The sequence below is a fragment of the Microbacterium sp. PA5 genome (assembly GCF_049860775.1).
GTDB lineage: Bacteria > Actinomycetota > Actinomycetes > Actinomycetales > Microbacteriaceae > Microbacterium.
Map to the genome: position 1 here is coordinate 2352981 of NZ_CP187567.1, position 14982 is coordinate 2367962.

Sequence of the window (14982 nt, forward strand, 5' to 3'; positions counted from 1 at the left end):
GGGCCCGGCCGTCAGACGTCGAGCGGGAACTCGCGGCGGTCGTCCCAGGGCTCGGTCCACCCGAGACGGGTGAAGAGCGTGTCGAGCACGATGCCCGTGAAACCCCAGACGAGGTGCGCGGCGGCCCCTGCCGGCGCCGGCAGCAGGAACGCCGGGCCGCGCCACTCCCGGCCGTCGCGTCGCACGACCGTGACTCCCCGGTTCGCCGGATCCAGCAGGTCGGCCACCGGGGCGCGGAAGACGTCGGCCGACTCGGCCACGTCGACCACGCGCACGGGAGAGGGCTGACGCCACCACGCCAGGACGGGGGTGACGAGATGGCGGGAGTAGTCGAGCGGGATCTCGGCGAGCGTGCCGAGCACATCGACGCCCGCCGGGTCGAGGCCGGTCTCCTCGCGGGCCTCGCGCAGCGCAGCCGCCACGGGACCCTCGTCGCCGTCGTCGACCCGCCCGCCCGGGAACGCCACCTGTCCGGGGTGGGAGCGGAGTGTGGCCGCACGAGAGAGCAGGAGCACGTCGAGGTCGCGCGAGACGACCTCCGCCGTCGCGGCCCGGTCGCTCGGGAGGGCATCGAGCACACCGAACAGGATCAGGACCGCGGCGGCGCGGGAGCCGGGCTCCACCGGCGGGATGTCACGGGCGAAGACGGACCCTCCGGCGGCGGCGAGCGCGGCGAGCTGCGCGCGCGCACCGGCGTCGGCACCGGCGTCCGCACCGGCGTCGGCTGAGCCGTGCGCAGACGACGACAGGGGTTCGGTGGTCACCCGTCCAGGCTACGCGGCGCCGAGGACCCCGGCTCCGTCGCGGCGCCGCCTGGGGCGGCGTCGCGGCCTACGATCGAACGGTGACCGCTTCCTCCCTGCTTCTCGTCGCGAACGCCGCCGACGGCACCATCAGCACCTTCCGCTTCGAGGACGGCCGCCTCGAGCGGCTGACCGTGACCGAGGGGGTGACGGGCTGCTCGACCTTCGCGATCGACCCCCGGCGCGACCTCGTCTACGCGGCCGTGAAGGGGGCCGAGCCCGGGCAGCCGGCGGGCATCCTGACCCTGGCGCTCGACCGGGCGACCGGCGAGCTCACGCCGCGCACGCGCCTCGACCTGCCCGAGGGCGGCATGAACTACCTTGCTCTCACCCGCAGCGGCACCGGACTGCTCGGCGCCTCGTACGGCGGCGGCTACGGCATCACCAGCGAGGTCGCCGACGGTGTCGTGGGGGCGCCCGTGTCCACGATCCACTACCCGAACCTGCACTCCGTGCTGCCGAGCGCCGACGGTCGTTTCGCGTACTTCGTGTCGCTGGGCGCCGACCTCGTGGCGCAGTACGCACTGGGGCCCGACCTCGTCCTCACGCCCCTCGACGAGCCCACGACCGCGGCACCGGACGGCAGCGGGCCGCGTCATCTGGTGCTGAACGAGGCGCAGGATGCGGTGTACGTCATCACCGAGTTCTCGGGTGACGTGCTCCACTACGCGCGCGACACCGGCACCGGGCTGCTCACCCTGCGCGGCGCCGCCTCCTTCGTGGATCCCACCAAGGGGCTCGGGCACAGCGTGTTCGGCGCGGACCCGCTCGCCGAGCACTACATCTGGGGCGCCGACCTCCATCCCGCCGGCGGGCACCTGTGGGCGTCGGAGCGCACCGAGAGCACCCTGGGCGCCCTCGCGGTGGCGCCCGACGGGTCGCTCACGCCCCCCGAGGCCTTCACCGTCACCGAGACCCAGCCCCGGGGGTTCGCGACGAGCCCCGACGGCGCCTACCTCGTCGCGGCGGGCGAGAAGTCGACCACGGTGTCGCTCTACGCCGTCGACGGCGCCGAGCTCACCCTTCTGCAGCGGGCCGAGACCGGGCGCGGCGCCAACTGGCTGCGCTTCGTCTGACACTTGCGCCATATCCCTCACAGGGATATCTATATATCTCAGAGATATATAGATCGGAGGCGTCGTGCCGTTTGTCATCCTCGGCCTGCTGCTGGCCGGACCGCTGTCGCTGTACGACCTGCACAAGCGGTTCACGGCGGGCATCTCGCTGTTCTACAGCGCCAGCTACGGGAGCCTGCAGCGCAGCCTGACCCAGCTGGTCGCCGACGGCGCCGTGACCGTCTCCGACGACCCCGCCAGCGCGCGGCGACGGAAGCTCCACACGATCACTCCCGCCGGCCGCGCGCAGTGGCGCGACTGGATGCTGGCCCCCCTCCCCGGCGGCGCCGACGCCGAGACGATCCTCCTGGCGAAGGTCTTCCTCCTCGGGCGCCTGGACGACCCGGCCGACCGGCGCCGGGTGCTCGCGGCCGCGCAGGAGCAGGCCGCCGCCACCCTGGCCGAGCTCGACGCGGTGCGCCGCGAGCTCGACGCGCAGTCGCCGACGCTGCCGGAGGAGCATCGCGCCGTGTTCGCCTACCAGCGCGCCGTGCTGGAGTACGGACTGCGGACCGCACGACTCGCCGCCGACTGGATCGCCGAGCTCGACGGGAGCACGCGATGAGCGCCGCGGACGGCCCGCGGCCGCCCCGGGGCGCCGGATCCCGCCGGCCGTGGTTCCTCGCGGCCACGGCGGCGGCGACGGCCGTGACCGTCGTCTTCGCGACCGTCGGCGACGGCGTCGAGGTTCCGGGCGCCACGGGACTGCGCGCACTCGTCGTGGACGTCGGCCACACCGCGGTGTGGGCGCTCCTGGCCGGCGCCTTCGCGATCGCCGCGGCGCGCGGCCGATGGACGCCGCCGTCGAATCGTCTCGCCCTGGCCGCCGCGGTGGTCTACGCGGTGTTCCTCGTCGCGGTGTTCGTGTGGCGGTGACCCGATGGCGATGATCGCGGCGGCCGTGGCGGTCGCACTGCTGTCCGCACTGGCGGCGCTGCAGATCTGCGTCGCCGCGGGGGCCCCGTGGGGGCGGCTCGTCTGGGGCGGGGCGCACCGGGTGCTGCCGGCGCGGCTGCGGATCGGAAGTGCGGTGTCGGTCCTCCTCTACGCCGCGTTCGCGTGGCTGCTGCTCGCGCGCGCGGGCGTCCTGCCCGGCTCCGACCTGCCGCTCGTGACCGCCGCGACGTGGGTGCTGTTCGCCTACTTCACCGTCGGCATCCTGATGAACCTGGTCTCGCGGAGCGTTCCCGAGCGCCTCGCGATGACCCCCGTCTGCGTCGTGCTCGCCGCGGCGACGCTGCTCGTCGCGCTGGATTGAGCGCGGATCGAGTCAGCGCAGGAGATCGTCGAATTCGCCCAGGGGCACCCCGATGCGCTCCGCGGCGGCGCGGAGGGTGGGATCGTCGGTGATCAGGACATCGGCCTGCAGCGTCGCCACGGCGAGGTACTCGGCCTGTCGCGTGTCGTCCGCATCGAGCCGCCCGGCGATCCGCCACGCGGTCGCCCGGGAGACGCGGTCACCCAGGAGGCGGATCTTCAGGGTCGCGACGCCGTCGAGCAGGCGACGTCCCTCCGCGTCGGCGAGACGGCCGGCGCGCACGCCGCGATACAGGCTCTCCAGCGCGTCGGTGCGCAGGACCGCCGGGCCGACAAGCGTGTGCGGCGGGGACGGCGCCCGGCCGCCCGAGACCAGGCGCAGCGCGATGGCGGAATCGATGGCGAAGCGCGTCATGGCCGCAAGTCTGACATCGGGCCCCGACATCCTCGTTCCATTTCCTTACATCATGTAACTATGAGGTAGGGTACGCATATGCCCGACCCTCTCCTCCTCGACCGCCTCCTGCTGGTGTCCCACCTGTTCCAGCAGGACATGGCACGGGAGTACGACGGCACCCCCCTGTCCGAAGCGCGCATGGCGGTGCTGTGGACCGTGCACCACGCCGGCCCGGTCACGCAGCAGGCGATCGCCGAGAGCCTCGCCCTCACTCCCCGGACGATCAGCGCCCACGTCGACGCCCTCGAGACCTCGGGACACCTCCGGCGCACGGCGCATCCGGGCGACCGCCGCGCCCATCTGGTCGCCCTCGCCCCCGACGGCGCCGCGCTCATGGAGCGCACCGTCGTCCGCCACGCCGACCTCAGCGCGCAGCTTCGCGCCGCCGTCGCCCCCGCCGACCGCGACGCCCTGGAACGCGGGCTCGACGCGGTGGCCGCTCGGCTCGCCGAGCTGATCGCCGACGAAGCGGCCGGCGCCGCGGCACGGAGCACGCGATGACGGAGGTCGACCGCACCCCCGCACCCACGATGCGACCGTCCCGCCGCGCGCGTGCGGCCTCCTGGGCACGCCGGGCGCTGCACATGGAGCGGGGGATCTATGCCGCGATCGGCCGGGCGCTCGCACGACGCCCCGCCCTGCCGCCCGGGGCGAGCGGCTTCCGCTACGACGCGCCCGTCCGGACGATCCTCGTCGTCTTCATCGTGCTGTCGGCCGTCGAGATCCCCATCATCGATCTCATCGTCCACCCCTGGCCCCCGGTGCGTATCGGTCTGCTCGTACTGGGGATCTGGGGCCTGACATGGATGATCGGGCTCCTCTGCGCCTACCGGATGCGCCCGCACACCGTGGGACCGGGCGGCATCCGAGTGCGCGAGGGGCTGGAGATCGACATCGACCTCCCCTGGGACGTCATCGCGTCCGTCGCCCGCGCTCCCCGCACCGATCAGCCGAAGTCGCCGCGCATCGACGGCCCGGAGGGCGCCCGCGTGCTGTCGCTGCGGATGCAGGACGCCACCAGTGTCGAGATCGCGCTCGAGCAGCCCACGACGGTGCGCCTCCCCGGGCTCGCGCCGCGGGGAGGCGATCAGACCGTGTCGACGGTGCGTCTGTGGGTCGACGACACCGACGGCTTCCTGCAGGCGGTGCGCCGCCACATCCCGTGACGGCGCGGCCGCCTCGTCAGTTGAGCGCGCGCGTCGACGCGGGGATCGCGCCGTCGGCGTAGAGCTCCTTCGCGACGTCCTGCAGCGCCGTGAGCGCGACCCGCTGCGTCATCGGGCCGTAGGAGATCCGGGCCACGCCCAGGGCCTCGTACTCCGCCGCCGTCAGCGCGCCGGGCAGGCCGATGACCGACACCTTGCGCTCGCCGATGCCCTCGACGAGCTGGCGGGTGACATCGGCGTCGAGGATGCCCGGCACGAACACGACGTCGGCGCCCGCGCCGAGGTAGGCGCGGCCGCGCTCGATGGCATCGGCGATGGAGTCCGCCACCGGGCGGTCGCCCCCGCGGACGAACGCATCGGTGCGCGCGTTGAGCGCGAAGGGCACGCCCTCGGCCTCACCCGCGCGGACGATGGCCTCGACGGCGGCGACCGACTCGGCGAGCGGCTTCAGCCGGTCCTCGACGTTCGCCCCCACCGCGCCGACGCCGATGGCGCGACGGACGGTCTCGCCGGGGTCGCCGAAGCCGGCGTCGAGATCGGCGGTGACGGGAAGGTCGCCGGCGACCTCGACGATGCGGCCGACCATGTCGAGCACGAGGTCGAGCGGGATGTTCTCGCCGTCGGCGTAGCCGAAGGTCGCGGCGATGGAGTGCCCGGCGGTCGCGATGGCCCGCGTCTCGGACAGCTCGATGATCGCCTTCGCCGAGACGACGTCCCACACGTTGACGACGCGCAGGATCTCGGGGGCGGCGTGGAGGGCGGACAGGGTCTGGGCACGCTGGCTGGTCGTGGTCATACGTCCACGCTACTCACGCCGCGCGCGCCCGGGGTCGCCGGATCCGGATCGCCGTCGATCGCCGTCCGACCTCGCGCGCGAGGCGCGACCGCGGCGCGGCAGCGGATCAGGCTGCGTTCACTCCGCGCGGCGGAACACGCTGCGCAGCACGAAGTAGACGATGACCGCCACGACGGCGACCGCGAGCAGCTTGAACGCGAAGGCGATCAGGCTGAACAGCACGTTCACCAGCACCCAGGCGATGACGACCGCGACGACGACTCCGACGATGGTCCAGACGGTCCCCTTGTTCATGGGTCCAGCGTAGGCGAGGCGGCACGATGCCGCCGCACCGCCGCCGATGCGGGTGCGCCCCATGCGGAGCCTCCTCCCCAGCGGGGCCCGCGCAGTGGTTGTCCACAGGAAGCGCCGCTGATCGGGGATTTCGGTGCCCGGGCGTCGGAGCCTCTCGCGATGATGGAGGGATGAACAGCACCTCGACGACGGCCCGGAGCGTCGTGTCCGGCGATGCGTCCGGCGACGTGTCCGTGACGCGCATCGAGTCGCTGCTCGAAGGCCTCGCGGAAGCCGGGCGCCAGGCGGCGGCCGCGCACGCCCGGCACCTCGCACTGCTGGCCGAGGCGCTGGAGGTGGCCGACGCGCAGGCCGACGCCGGTGCGCCCGCCGCCGTGCGGGACATCCCCCTGCGCTCGCTGGCGGCGCAGATCGGGGCGACGCTGCGGGTGTCGGACCGCACGGTGCAGCGGCAGCTGTCGGAGGCATGGGCGGTCTCGACGCGGTTCGCGGCGTCCCTGAGCGCCCTGGCGTCGGGTGACATCACCCGGGCGCACGTGCGGGTCATCGTCGATGCCGGGTCGCCGATCGACGACGACGAGGCCCGCGGGGCATACGAGGCCGCGGCGCTGGAGATCGCGCGGCGCGAGACACCGGGCCGGCTGCGACCGGCGGCGCGGCTGCTCGCGGGACGGTTGCACCCGATGCCTCTGGACGAACGTCATCGGGTCGCCGCGGCGGGGCGAGACGTGTGGGTGCGCGACCTCGACGACGGGATGGCGGAGATCATCGCCGTCCTCCCGACTGCGATCGCGCACGCGATCCGCGACCGGCTCGATCAGTACGCCCGGCGTCAGATCTCCCACCGGGAGGTCGTGGACGGCGAGGTCGACCCGGTCGCCGGGGCGGAGCCGGTCTGCCGCGACCTCCGGGGCGTCGGCGAGGTGCGGGCGGACGTGTTCGCCGACCTGCTCCTCACCGGTCATGCCACCGCGCAGATCAGCGACGCGTCGATCCCCGAGGGCGAGGCGATCGTCGCCCGCGTGCAGGTGACGGTGCCCGTGCTCACGGTGCTCGGGGCGGACACGGCGCCCGCTGAACTGGTCGGCCACGCGCCGATCGACACCGCGACGGCGCGCCGGCTCGCGGCGGGCGCTCCGGGCTGGGACCGCGTCCTCACCCATCCCGTCACCGGGACCGTCCTCGCCGTCGATCGGTACCGCCCGAGCGACCAGCTGAAGCGGGCACTGCAGGTGAGGGATGAGCACTGCCGGTTCCCCGGCTGCCGGATGCCGACCCGCCGCTGCGACATCGACCACACCATCGCCCGGGAACACGACGGACCCACCGAGCTCGGGAATCTCGCGCACCTGTGCCGCCGGCACCACACGCTGAAGCACCACTCGGCGTGGCGGGTGAGACAGACGCCCGACGGGGTGCTGCACTGGACCACGCCCACCGGGCGCATCCATGTCGATCGGCCCGCGCGGACGCTCACGTTCACGCCCGTGGACGACGCCGAACCGCCGCCGCCGTTCTAGCCCCGACCACCGCGGCCGGCTCACCCATCCGGCACCCATCCGGGTTTCCATCCGGGTCGCCCATCCGGGTCCGCCCGGCGGCGGACGCACCGCAGCGCGCCAGTACGCTGGATGGTCGTGGCATCCCCTTCGCACCGCATCGGCATCGTCGTCACCGACTCCTACCCGGCGGAGGATCCCGACCACGACACCCCCCTGCTCCTCAGCGCGCTGCAGGCGCGCGGGGTGGCCGCCGCGCCGGTCGTGTGGCACGGCGACGACGACCTGACGGGCTTCGACCTCCTCGTGATCCGCTCACCGTGGGACTACCCCGAGCGCGCCGCCGACTTCGCCGCGTGGCTGGACCGCGCGGACGCGGCGACGCGCGTGCTCAACCCGCCGCCGGTCGTGCGGTGGAACCTCGACAAGCACTACCTGCGCGACCTCGCCGGCGCCGGCATCGCCGTCGTGCCGACGGAGTACGCGCGCACGGACGGCGACATCCGCCGCGCCTTGGCCGCGCACGGCACCGGGCAGGTGGTCGTGAAGCCCGCCGTCTCGGCCGGGGCGCGCGACACGGGGCTGTTCGACGCGGCCGACCCCGCAGCTCGCGCGCTCGCCCAGCGGATCGTCGCGGCCGGCGGGGTCGCCATGATCCAGCCCGAGGTCCCCGAGCTGAGCGCCGGCGCCGAGAAGGCGCTCTACGCGATCGGCGGCCGCTTCACGCACGCGATCGCGAAGGGCGCTCTGCTGGCGCCCGGCGGTGGGCTCATCGGCGGCGTGTACGTCGAGCACCCCGAACCCGTCGAGGCGACCCCCGCCGAGCGCGCCTTCGCCGACGACGTGCTTCGCGCGGTGGCGGAGGTGACCGCCCACGACGTGCCCCTGTACGCCCGGATCGACACGGTGGATTCCGCCGAGCACGGTCTCGTCGTGCTCGAGGTCGAGCTGGTCGAGCCGGCCCTCAACCTGCATGTCGCACCGCACGTCACCGGCGTCGTGGCGGACGCCATCGCCCGCGCCGCCGGCTGACCGCGCCGGACTCCCCCACTCAGGAAGGATCCGTCCTCCGGCGGCGGACATGCCGGAGCCGTCTTCCGTCCGCGGTCGCCGTCGCCGTCGCTGTCGCCGTCGCCGTCGCCGTCGCCAGCGGGGCTCAGTCGAGGAAGGCGGCGGGATCGAACTCCTCGATGGGGATGATCCGCACGCGCGGCAGCCGCGCGTCGAACGCGTGCGCGTCGTACTCGAGGTCGAAGAACTCGACCCCCGGGATCGACGCGAACTCAGCGCTGCGGAACTCCTGGAACCCGATGACGCCCACGCGGCGTCCCGGGCCCGCGAGAGCCGTGACGCCTTCGACGAAGTCGCGGTCGTGGCTGACGAGGACGACGTCGGCGTCGCGCTCCGCGAGAGCCGCGAGGGTGCGCTGGATGGCCAGGTCGACGACCTTCGCGTCGGACGGGCCCGACAGCGGCACCGGGCGGTAGCCGAGCGCGAGCAGGGCCTGCACGAAGGACATGGGCAGGTGCTCGGTGGCGTTCAGGAAGAAGAGGCCCTTGGCCGGCTGCTCCCAGCGGTCGGCGACGAACGCGAGCAGCCGATCCCAGCGCGGGCGCTCGTCGGGCTGCGGCCGGCGACCGAGGATGGAGCCCCCGAGGGTCGCGTCGATGTTCTCGCCGTCGACGAGGACCCAGGTATTGCGTGCGGCCACTGACTCTCCCGACGTTGGTGGGACCGGTGCTCCGTACCGTAGCAGGGCGGTCGCCGGTCAGCGCGCCCGGGCCGGCGCTGCGCCGGACGCGCGCGCAGTGCCAGACAGGCGAGGGCGGTCGCCGGTCAGCGCACCCGGGCCGGGGCTGCGCCGGACGCGCGCGCAGCCGCCCGGTCGTGGCGTGCGTTGACGACGCCCAGCGCGAGGACCAGCGCGGCCGCCCCGAGCGGGAGCGCCATGGCGGCCTGGGCGGACGTCGCCTCGGCGAGCGCACCGGTCACTCCCGCCGCGATCGCCTGGGCGAGGGTGAGCGCCGACGCCAGCAGGGTCATGACCGTCGCCGATCGGCCCGCGGGACTGCGCTCGCCGGCGAGGCTGAACAGCGTCACCAGCGTCGGTCCGACGCCCAGTCCCATGAGCGAGAGCGCGACGATGACCGCGACGAGGTCGCCCGCCAGGGCATAGGCGGCCGACGCGGCGACCAGCACGGCGCCGAACGCGAGCCACCGCCAGCGCAGGGCGAAGCGCGCCGGCAGCAGCATGACGGTGAGGGCGAGTGCGGCCGACCCGATGCCCATCAGCCCGTAGAGCAGTCCCGCCGCCTCGCCGTCTCCGGTCGACTGCGCGAACGCGGTGAGCGAGGTGAGGGTGGAGCCGAAGAACAGCCCCACGCCGAACGTCGCGGCGACGAGGACGAGCACCGGACGCGACAGCACATCGCGCACCGGCGCCCGGGCCGGTGCGGTCTCGGCATCGCGGTCGGCCATGACGGCCGTCGGATGCAGGGCGAAGGCGGTGACGAACGCGAAGCTGAGCGCGGCGGCGACCGCGATCGGCGCCCAGGGGGCGAGGAAGGCGGCCAGCAGCCCCACGAGGACCGGCCCGATCACGAACGCGGTCTCGTCCGCGGCGGACTCGTAGGACATCACGCGCGAGAGCGTGCGCTCTCGGCGGTCGCCCCCGATGCGGTGACGGGCGATCGCGACCAGACGCGTGCGCGACAGCGCGGCGGCCTGCGGTGCGGTGAGACCGATGAGTGCCCCCGCGGCGAGGACCACCGGCTCGGGCATGCCGGCGAGGACGACCAGCGGGAACAGCGCCAGCAGGATCCCGTTGGCGAGCCCGACCGGCACGAGCACCCGCCGCTGTCCGCGGCGGTCGACGAGATCGCCGATGACGGGCCCGGCGACGACGACGCCCACGCCCACGGCGGCGGAGGTGAGGCCCGCCAGCGCCACCGAGCCGCGCGCCGATGCGACGAGCGTGAGGACGCCCACGACCATCATCGCGAAGGGCAGCCGCGCCACGAACGCGACGGGGAAGTAGCCCCAGCCGGTGTGCGCGATGAGAGAGCGGTCGTCGGTGATCGACGTCATGCAGAGGCCTCCGGAACAGTCAGCTCGTTGTCACGTGCCGCCTTGCTCCGAAAGCAGGTAGATGCACCATGCCCAGCGCCGATCGGCGCGGACGAAACTCCAGTCTAGCGCGGGTTCCCGCCCTCGACCTGGGAGCGCTCGTATCGTGCTCCCCCGTCGTGTTATCGTGCACGGGCGCGCGGACCCCTCGCCGCGCGCGGATCTGGGGACCTTCATGGGATCATCGCGCCTCGCGCGTCGCGGACAGGCCGTCCTGGGCCTCGTCCTCGCGCTGCTCCTCGCGCTCCCGACCGCGGCGGCCGCCGAGCCGGCACCGGAGGAATGGACGGCATCGATCTCGGGCACGGTCGTGACCGCGGACGGCGCGCCCGTCGAAGGCGGAACGGTCGCCGTGTTCAGCCCGGGAGACGCCCCGTACGCGGGAAGGGCGAGCACAGACGCACTCGGGCGCTATCGGATCGACGGACTGCACTCGGGTGCGTACACCGTCCATTTCACCCCGCGCTGGCGCGTGGACCTGCCCCAGTGGTGGACAGGGCTCCCCGGGGGCGCCGTCGATCAGCAGGACGCCGTCGCACTGACCCTCGGGACCGGCCAGCAGGTGCAGGGCATCGACGCCGCCCTCGCGCGCGGAGGCTCGATCAGTGGCGAGATCGCGAAGAGCGACGGGACGCCGGCCGACTACCCGTGGGCCGCCGCCTACCGCCAGGTCGTCCGGGACGGGCACCTCGTGTGGTCACGCGAAGCCACGTCGACCGAGAGGCCGTACCTGCTCGACGGTCTTCCCCCCGGCGACTACGCGCTCGTGTTCGGCACGACGGACACGTCATCGAGCACGCCGTCGGTCTACGAGTTCTGGGAGGACGCCGCCACCCTGTCCGGCGCCCGCCTGCACACCGTCGTGTCGTCCGAGAGCACGCGCATCGATGCGAGGCTCTCGTCGGGCGCCACCCTCTCGGGCGTGGTCTCGTCGCCCTCGGGCGCGCACGCGTCCTCGGGCTACGTGGTGCTCGAGCGGCAGTGGCGGTCCGGTGACGAGCCGACCGACAACGAGCTCCGCAACCGCTACGGCTCGCGGGGCGACAGCGTGGACGGCGCCGGCAGATTCGAGATCACCGGCATCCCGGCAGGCACGTACCGGCTCTACGCGCGCAGCGGATCGGCGTCGGCGTGGTGGCCCGATTCGCCGTCGCCCGCGGGCGGCAGGACGATCACGGTCACGCACGGGGCGGTCATCGAGGGATACGAGGTCTCGATCGCCTCGACCATGCTCGCCGGGACGGGCACCGTCGCCGGCACGCTCCGCGCCGGCTCCGTCGTCAGCGCACTCCCGGAGAAGTGGCCGGCCGCGGCGACGCTGTCGTACCAGTGGATGGCCGACGAAGAGCCGATCGCCGGCGCGAACGATTCGAGTCTGCGGCTGAGCAACGCGCAGGCGGGTCGGCGGATCTCGGTCGCCGTCACCGCCACCCGCACCGACTACTACCCCGTCACGGCGGTGCTCCACCCGGAGGTGGACCTGCCGGTCGTCGGCGTGATCCCCGCACCGGACCCGCGCGTCAGCGGCACCCCCGTCGTCGGACGGATGCTGACGGCCATCCGCGGCAAGGACATCCCGGGGGTCTCCTACCGCTACCAGTGGCTGGCGAACGGCACGGCGATCCGCGGAGCGACCGAGAAGTACTTCCTGACGACGCCGGCACAGGCGGGCAAGCGGATCTCCGTCCGCGTGGCCTGGCAGGCGAGCGGCATGACGACCGTGGTGAAGAAGTCGGCGACGACGGCGCCGCTGCTGCGTGACCTCGTTGCCCGTGCCGTGCTGATCGAGGGGAACGCCGCCGTCGGCCACCGCCTCACCCTCCGGCGCAGCAGCTGGGGCGCCGGCGTCGCGTACACCTACCGCTGGTACGCCGACGGCGCGCCGATCCGTGGGGCGACAGGCACGACTTTCACTCCGACGAAGGCCCAGGTCGGCAAACGGATCACCGCGACGATGACGGGGCGCAAGCCCGGCTACACGACCAAGACCGTGACCGCGCCCGCCACGCGCCGCGTGCTCGCCCGCCTGCGCGTCTGAGCCGCGCGGAAGGGCGTCGCGCGCTCGCCCGGTCCCCGCGGCGTCAGCGCCTGCGGGGGCGGGATCCGATGCCCGCGAGCAGCGCGTGCAGCAGCGCAGGCACCGACAGCGCCATCACCACGGTGCCGAAGACGACGTCCTGCGCGCGCAGCGCGATGCCGCCCACCAGCAGCGCCCCGAACAGCACGGCCGACACCAGACGGCGGAGCATCCGCTCCAGCCGCGCCAGACGCCGCTCCACCGAGGGGCTCTGGACGGCCAGCCGCCCCTCTTCGAGCCGGGTCAGCACGTCGTCGAGCCGCCCCGGCAGCCGGACGAGACCGCCGGCGGTGGAGACCGTCCGGGCGGCGATGTCCCGCACGAGACCGCGGCTCTCCTCACTCAGCAGGCGCTGGGCGTAGGGCTCGACGGCGTCCCAGATGTTGAAGGACGGATCGAGGGAGCTGCACAGGCCGGAGGTCAGCGACATCGCGCGGATGATGAGGAGGAAGTCCTCGGGGAACTGGAACGGCAGCGCGCGCACCACTTCGCCGAACTCCTGCGCGAACGCGCGGAACTCCCGCGGATCGACCTCCTGCAGCTCGGCGAAGCCCATCCCGCCGAAGCGCGCGAACAGCTGCGTGAGGGCGCGCTCCAGCTCCGCGGTGTCGGCGGTGGGCAGGAGCACGCCGATCTCCTGGATGCCGGCGACGAGGCCGTGCCCGTCGCGGGCCGCGACGGCGATGACCACCCGGCGCAGTCCGCGGCGCAGCCCCTCGGGCACCTGGCCCATCATGCCGAAGTCGATGAACGTGAACCGCCAGGTGCGACCCTCCGCATCCGCGGCGTACGGGGTGACGAAGATGTTGCCGGGGTGCGGATCGGCGTGGAAGAAGCCGTCGCCGAACAGCTGGTCGAACATGACGGCGGCGAACTCCGCGGCGACCTCGGCCGGGTCGATCCCCGCCGCGCGGAGCGCATCGGCGTCGTTGACCTTGATGGCGGTGACATCGGCGAGGGTCAGCACCCGCCGGGTGGTCCGCTCCCACACGATCTCCGGCGCGCCCACACGGGCACCGGACGCGATGTTGGCGGCGAACCGCTCCGCGTTGGCGGCCTCGTGGACGTAGTCGATCTCGTCGGTGCTCGTCGCGGCGAACTCCTCCACGAGGGCCGGCATGTCCACCCGGTCCGAGACGATCCGCACCCGGCTCAGCCAGTCGGCCACACGGCGCAGGGCGGACAGGTCGATCGCCACGATCTCGTCGATGCCGGGGCGCTGCACCTTCACGACGACCTCGTCGAAGCCGGCCAGCGCGGCGTCCTCCGCCGCGAGGCGGGCGCGGTGCGCCTGACCGAGCGACGCGGCTGCCACGGGCGTCTCGTCGAACGCCGCGAACGCGCGTTCGAGCGGCACGCCCAGCTCGGCCTCGGCGAGCGCGCGGATGTCGGCGAACCCGACGGGCGGGACCTCGTCCTGCAGCTGCTCGAGCTCGCGGGTGACCTCGGGCGGGAGCACGTCGAGCCGCGACGAGAGGAACTGGCCGACCTTGATCATGAGCCCCCCGAGATCGACGGCGAGCGCGCGGAAGCGCCGCGCCGTCGCCTGCAGGCGGCGGGTGCGGGTGCGGTCGGCGATCGAGCGCAGGCCGACGCGCGGCAGGGCGAGCTCGTACCACCAGGTCTGCGCGATGGCGCGCGCGGCGAAGCGGAGGATGCGGCGGTAGCGGGCGCGCCCGCTCCCGCGCATCCGCTCAGGCCTGGGCAAGGATCGCGTAGAGCTTGCGCCGGGCGTCGTCGATGATCTCGACGGCCTCCTGGATCTGCTCGGGCGTCCCGGTGCGTCCGACCTGCATCGCCGCCTGGGCGAGGTTCGCGCCGGCCTTGGGGAGTGCGCCGTGGCGGTGACGCCCGCTGCCGGCCTCGGCCGGGGACTCCCCCGACTCGGCGGCCGCCCACGGGCGGTCGGTGTGCTCGGACTCGGCGCGGCCCGCCTCGGTGAGCGAGTAGGTCTTGCGGCCTGCCGACTCCTCGACCTCGATCATGCCCTCGTCGGTGAGCAGCTGGAGCGTGGGGTACACCGAGCCCGGGCTCGGCTTCCACGAGCCGCCGCTGCGCTCCTCGATCTGCTGGATGATCTGGTAGCCGTGCATGGGCTGCTCGGCAAGCAGCGACAGGATCGCCGCGCGCACGTCGCCGCGGCCGACGCGCGTGCCGACCTTCTGCCCGAAGGCCTGCCCGAAGCCCTGGCCGAACGTCTGCTCGAAGCCCTTCTTGAGCTCGCCGAGGGTGTCCCAGAGCTCCTGCGGCACGGCGCCGCTCAGTCCCTGGCTCCCGAACCCCTTGCTCCCGAACCCCTGGCCGCCGAAGCCCTGCGAGGGAAAGCGTCCGCCGAATGCGTCATTCATGTCGTCCTCCAACGATATATCGAGCGATACCCGACGATACATCG

Annotated in this window: 17 protein-coding genes; 9 read left to right on the forward strand and 8 right to left on the reverse strand. The window is 73.6% G+C overall.

The features are described from left to right. Nucleotides 1–11: 11 nt before the first annotated feature. A complete protein-coding gene (locus ACPWUT_RS11175) occupies nucleotides 12–749 on the reverse strand; it encodes an NUDIX hydrolase (RefSeq protein ID WP_425842263.1) in 738 nt (245 codons plus the stop codon). Nucleotides 750–844: 95 nt separating this feature from the next. On the opposite strand from ACPWUT_RS11175, the gene ACPWUT_RS11180 reads away from it, so the two are divergent. From ACPWUT_RS11180 to ACPWUT_RS11195, 4 genes are all read left to right on the forward strand, one after another. Beyond that, nucleotides 845–1879 carry a lactonase family protein gene (locus ACPWUT_RS11180; protein ID WP_425837574.1) on the forward strand — a complete coding sequence of 345 codons (1035 nt, stop codon included), beginning with the start codon at nucleotides 845–847 and terminating at the stop codon, nucleotides 1877–1879. 64 nt (nucleotides 1880–1943) lie between these two features. After that, the gene (locus ACPWUT_RS11185) at nucleotides 1944–2483 is read left to right on the forward strand and encodes a PadR family transcriptional regulator (RefSeq protein WP_284530552.1); all 540 of its coding nucleotides are present in this window, start codon (nucleotides 1944–1946) and stop codon (nucleotides 2481–2483) included. Continuing rightward, complete coding sequence (locus tag ACPWUT_RS11190) at nucleotides 2480–2794, forward strand: hypothetical protein (RefSeq protein WP_425837577.1); 315 nt, start codon at nucleotides 2480–2482, stop codon at nucleotides 2792–2794. The genes ACPWUT_RS11185 and ACPWUT_RS11190 overlap by 4 nt, the downstream gene beginning before the upstream one ends. 4 nt (nucleotides 2795–2798) lie before the next feature. Next, nucleotides 2799–3176, forward strand: coding sequence for a hypothetical protein (locus tag ACPWUT_RS11195; protein WP_425837580.1), 378 nt, complete (start codon nucleotides 2799–2801; stop codon nucleotides 3174–3176). Between the two features lie 12 nt (nucleotides 3177–3188). Here ACPWUT_RS11195 and ACPWUT_RS11200 read toward each other — a convergent pair whose 3' ends face one another. Beyond that, a complete protein-coding gene (locus tag ACPWUT_RS11200; protein WP_425837583.1) occupies nucleotides 3189–3590 on the reverse strand; it encodes a hypothetical protein in 402 nt (133 codons plus the stop codon). Nucleotides 3591–3668: 78 nt separating this feature from the next. On the opposite strand from ACPWUT_RS11200, the gene ACPWUT_RS11205 reads away from it, so the two are divergent. Together ACPWUT_RS11205 and ACPWUT_RS11210 are read left to right on the forward strand one after the other, a co-directional pair. Continuing rightward, nucleotides 3669–4133, forward strand: coding sequence for a MarR family winged helix-turn-helix transcriptional regulator (locus tag ACPWUT_RS11205; RefSeq protein WP_425837586.1), 465 nt, complete (start codon nucleotides 3669–3671; stop codon nucleotides 4131–4133). Next, the gene (locus ACPWUT_RS11210; protein WP_425837589.1) at nucleotides 4130–4798 is read left to right on the forward strand and encodes a hypothetical protein; all 669 of its coding nucleotides are present in this window, start codon (nucleotides 4130–4132) and stop codon (nucleotides 4796–4798) included. Before ACPWUT_RS11205 ends, ACPWUT_RS11210 begins: the two co-directional genes overlap by 4 nt. A gap of 16 nt (nucleotides 4799–4814) precedes the next feature. Here ACPWUT_RS11210 and ACPWUT_RS11215 read toward each other — a convergent pair whose 3' ends face one another. Continuing rightward, nucleotides 4815–5594 carry an isocitrate lyase/PEP mutase family protein gene (locus ACPWUT_RS11215; RefSeq protein ID WP_425837592.1) on the reverse strand — a complete coding sequence of 260 codons (780 nt, stop codon included), beginning with the start codon at nucleotides 5592–5594 and terminating at the stop codon, nucleotides 4815–4817. Nucleotides 5595–5711: 117 nt separating this feature from the next. Then, nucleotides 5712–5888 (reverse strand): hypothetical protein, encoded by a 177-nt coding sequence (locus tag ACPWUT_RS11220; protein WP_284530564.1) that lies wholly within the window; start codon nucleotides 5886–5888, stop codon nucleotides 5712–5714. Between the two features lie 170 nt (nucleotides 5889–6058). Between ACPWUT_RS11220 and ACPWUT_RS11225 the strand changes: the two genes are divergently transcribed. Continuing rightward, entirely contained in the window at nucleotides 6059–7408 is a 1350-nt protein-coding gene (locus ACPWUT_RS11225; RefSeq protein ID WP_425837595.1) for a DUF222 domain-containing protein, read from the forward strand. 111 nt (nucleotides 7409–7519) lie between these two features. Continuing rightward, on the forward strand, nucleotides 7520–8419 hold the full coding sequence (locus ACPWUT_RS11230; RefSeq protein ID WP_425837598.1) for an ATP-grasp domain-containing protein: 900 nt from the start codon (nucleotides 7520–7522) through the stop codon (nucleotides 8417–8419). A gap of 124 nt (nucleotides 8420–8543) precedes the next feature. Here the strand turns inward: ACPWUT_RS11230 and ACPWUT_RS11235 are convergent, their stop codons facing one another. Further along, a complete protein-coding gene (locus ACPWUT_RS11235) occupies nucleotides 8544–9098 on the reverse strand; it encodes an NYN domain-containing protein (RefSeq protein WP_425837601.1) in 555 nt (184 codons plus the stop codon). 125 nt (nucleotides 9099–9223) lie between these two features. Continuing rightward, nucleotides 9224–10474 carry an MFS transporter gene (locus ACPWUT_RS11240; RefSeq protein ID WP_425837604.1) on the reverse strand — a complete coding sequence of 417 codons (1251 nt, stop codon included), beginning with the start codon at nucleotides 10472–10474 and terminating at the stop codon, nucleotides 9224–9226. Between the two features lie 214 nt (nucleotides 10475–10688). Here ACPWUT_RS11240 and ACPWUT_RS11245 point away from each other — a divergent pair, with 214 nt between their 5' ends. Further along, nucleotides 10689–12551 carry a carboxypeptidase regulatory-like domain-containing protein gene (locus tag ACPWUT_RS11245; RefSeq protein ID WP_425837607.1) on the forward strand — a complete coding sequence of 621 codons (1863 nt, stop codon included), beginning with the start codon at nucleotides 10689–10691 and terminating at the stop codon, nucleotides 12549–12551. A 43-nt stretch (nucleotides 12552–12594) separates the two neighbouring features. On the opposite strand, the gene ACPWUT_RS11250 is transcribed toward ACPWUT_RS11245, so the two are convergent. Then, nucleotides 12595–14280, reverse strand: coding sequence for an ABC1 kinase family protein (locus ACPWUT_RS11250; protein WP_284530570.1), 1686 nt, complete (start codon nucleotides 14278–14280; stop codon nucleotides 12595–12597). Between the two features lie 4 nt (nucleotides 14281–14284). Further along, complete coding sequence (locus tag ACPWUT_RS11255; RefSeq protein ID WP_284530572.1) at nucleotides 14285–14938, reverse strand: PadR family transcriptional regulator; 654 nt, start codon at nucleotides 14936–14938, stop codon at nucleotides 14285–14287. Between the last annotated feature and the right edge of the window lie 44 nt (nucleotides 14939–14982).

Bases quoted from the DNA above. Each gene is read 5' to 3' on its own strand.
- ACPWUT_RS11245 (WP_425837607.1), top strand. From the start codon at position 10,689: ATGGGATCATCGCGCCTCGCGCGTCGCGGACAGGCCGTCCTGGGCCTC.
- ACPWUT_RS11225 (WP_425837595.1), top strand. From the start codon at position 6,059: ATGAACAGCACCTCGACGACGGCCCGGAGCGTCGTGTCCGGCGATGCG.
- ACPWUT_RS11220 (WP_284530564.1), bottom strand. From the start codon at position 5,888: ATGAACAAGGGGACCGTCTGGACCATCGTCGGAGTCGTCGTCGCGGTC.
- ACPWUT_RS11230 (WP_425837598.1), top strand. From the start codon at position 7,520: ATGGTCGTGGCATCCCCTTCGCACCGCATCGGCATCGTCGTCACCGAC.
- ACPWUT_RS11255 (WP_284530572.1), bottom strand. From the start codon at position 14,938: ATGAATGACGCATTCGGCGGACGCTTTCCCTCGCAGGGCTTCGGCGGC.
- ACPWUT_RS11200 (WP_425837583.1), bottom strand. From the start codon at position 3,590: ATGACGCGCTTCGCCATCGATTCCGCCATCGCGCTGCGCCTGGTCTCG.
- ACPWUT_RS11250 (WP_284530570.1), bottom strand. From the start codon at position 14,280: ATGCGCGGGAGCGGGCGCGCCCGCTACCGCCGCATCCTCCGCTTCGCC.
- ACPWUT_RS11240 (WP_425837604.1), bottom strand. From the start codon at position 10,474: ATGACGTCGATCACCGACGACCGCTCTCTCATCGCGCACACCGGCTGG.
- ACPWUT_RS11190 (WP_425837577.1), top strand. From the start codon at position 2,480: ATGAGCGCCGCGGACGGCCCGCGGCCGCCCCGGGGCGCCGGATCCCGC.
- ACPWUT_RS11195 (WP_425837580.1), top strand. From the start codon at position 2,799: ATGGCGATGATCGCGGCGGCCGTGGCGGTCGCACTGCTGTCCGCACTG.
- ACPWUT_RS11210 (WP_425837589.1), top strand. From the start codon at position 4,130: ATGACGGAGGTCGACCGCACCCCCGCACCCACGATGCGACCGTCCCGC.
- ACPWUT_RS11205 (WP_425837586.1), top strand. From the start codon at position 3,669: ATGCCCGACCCTCTCCTCCTCGACCGCCTCCTGCTGGTGTCCCACCTG.
- ACPWUT_RS11215 (WP_425837592.1), bottom strand. From the start codon at position 5,594: ATGACCACGACCAGCCAGCGTGCCCAGACCCTGTCCGCCCTCCACGCC.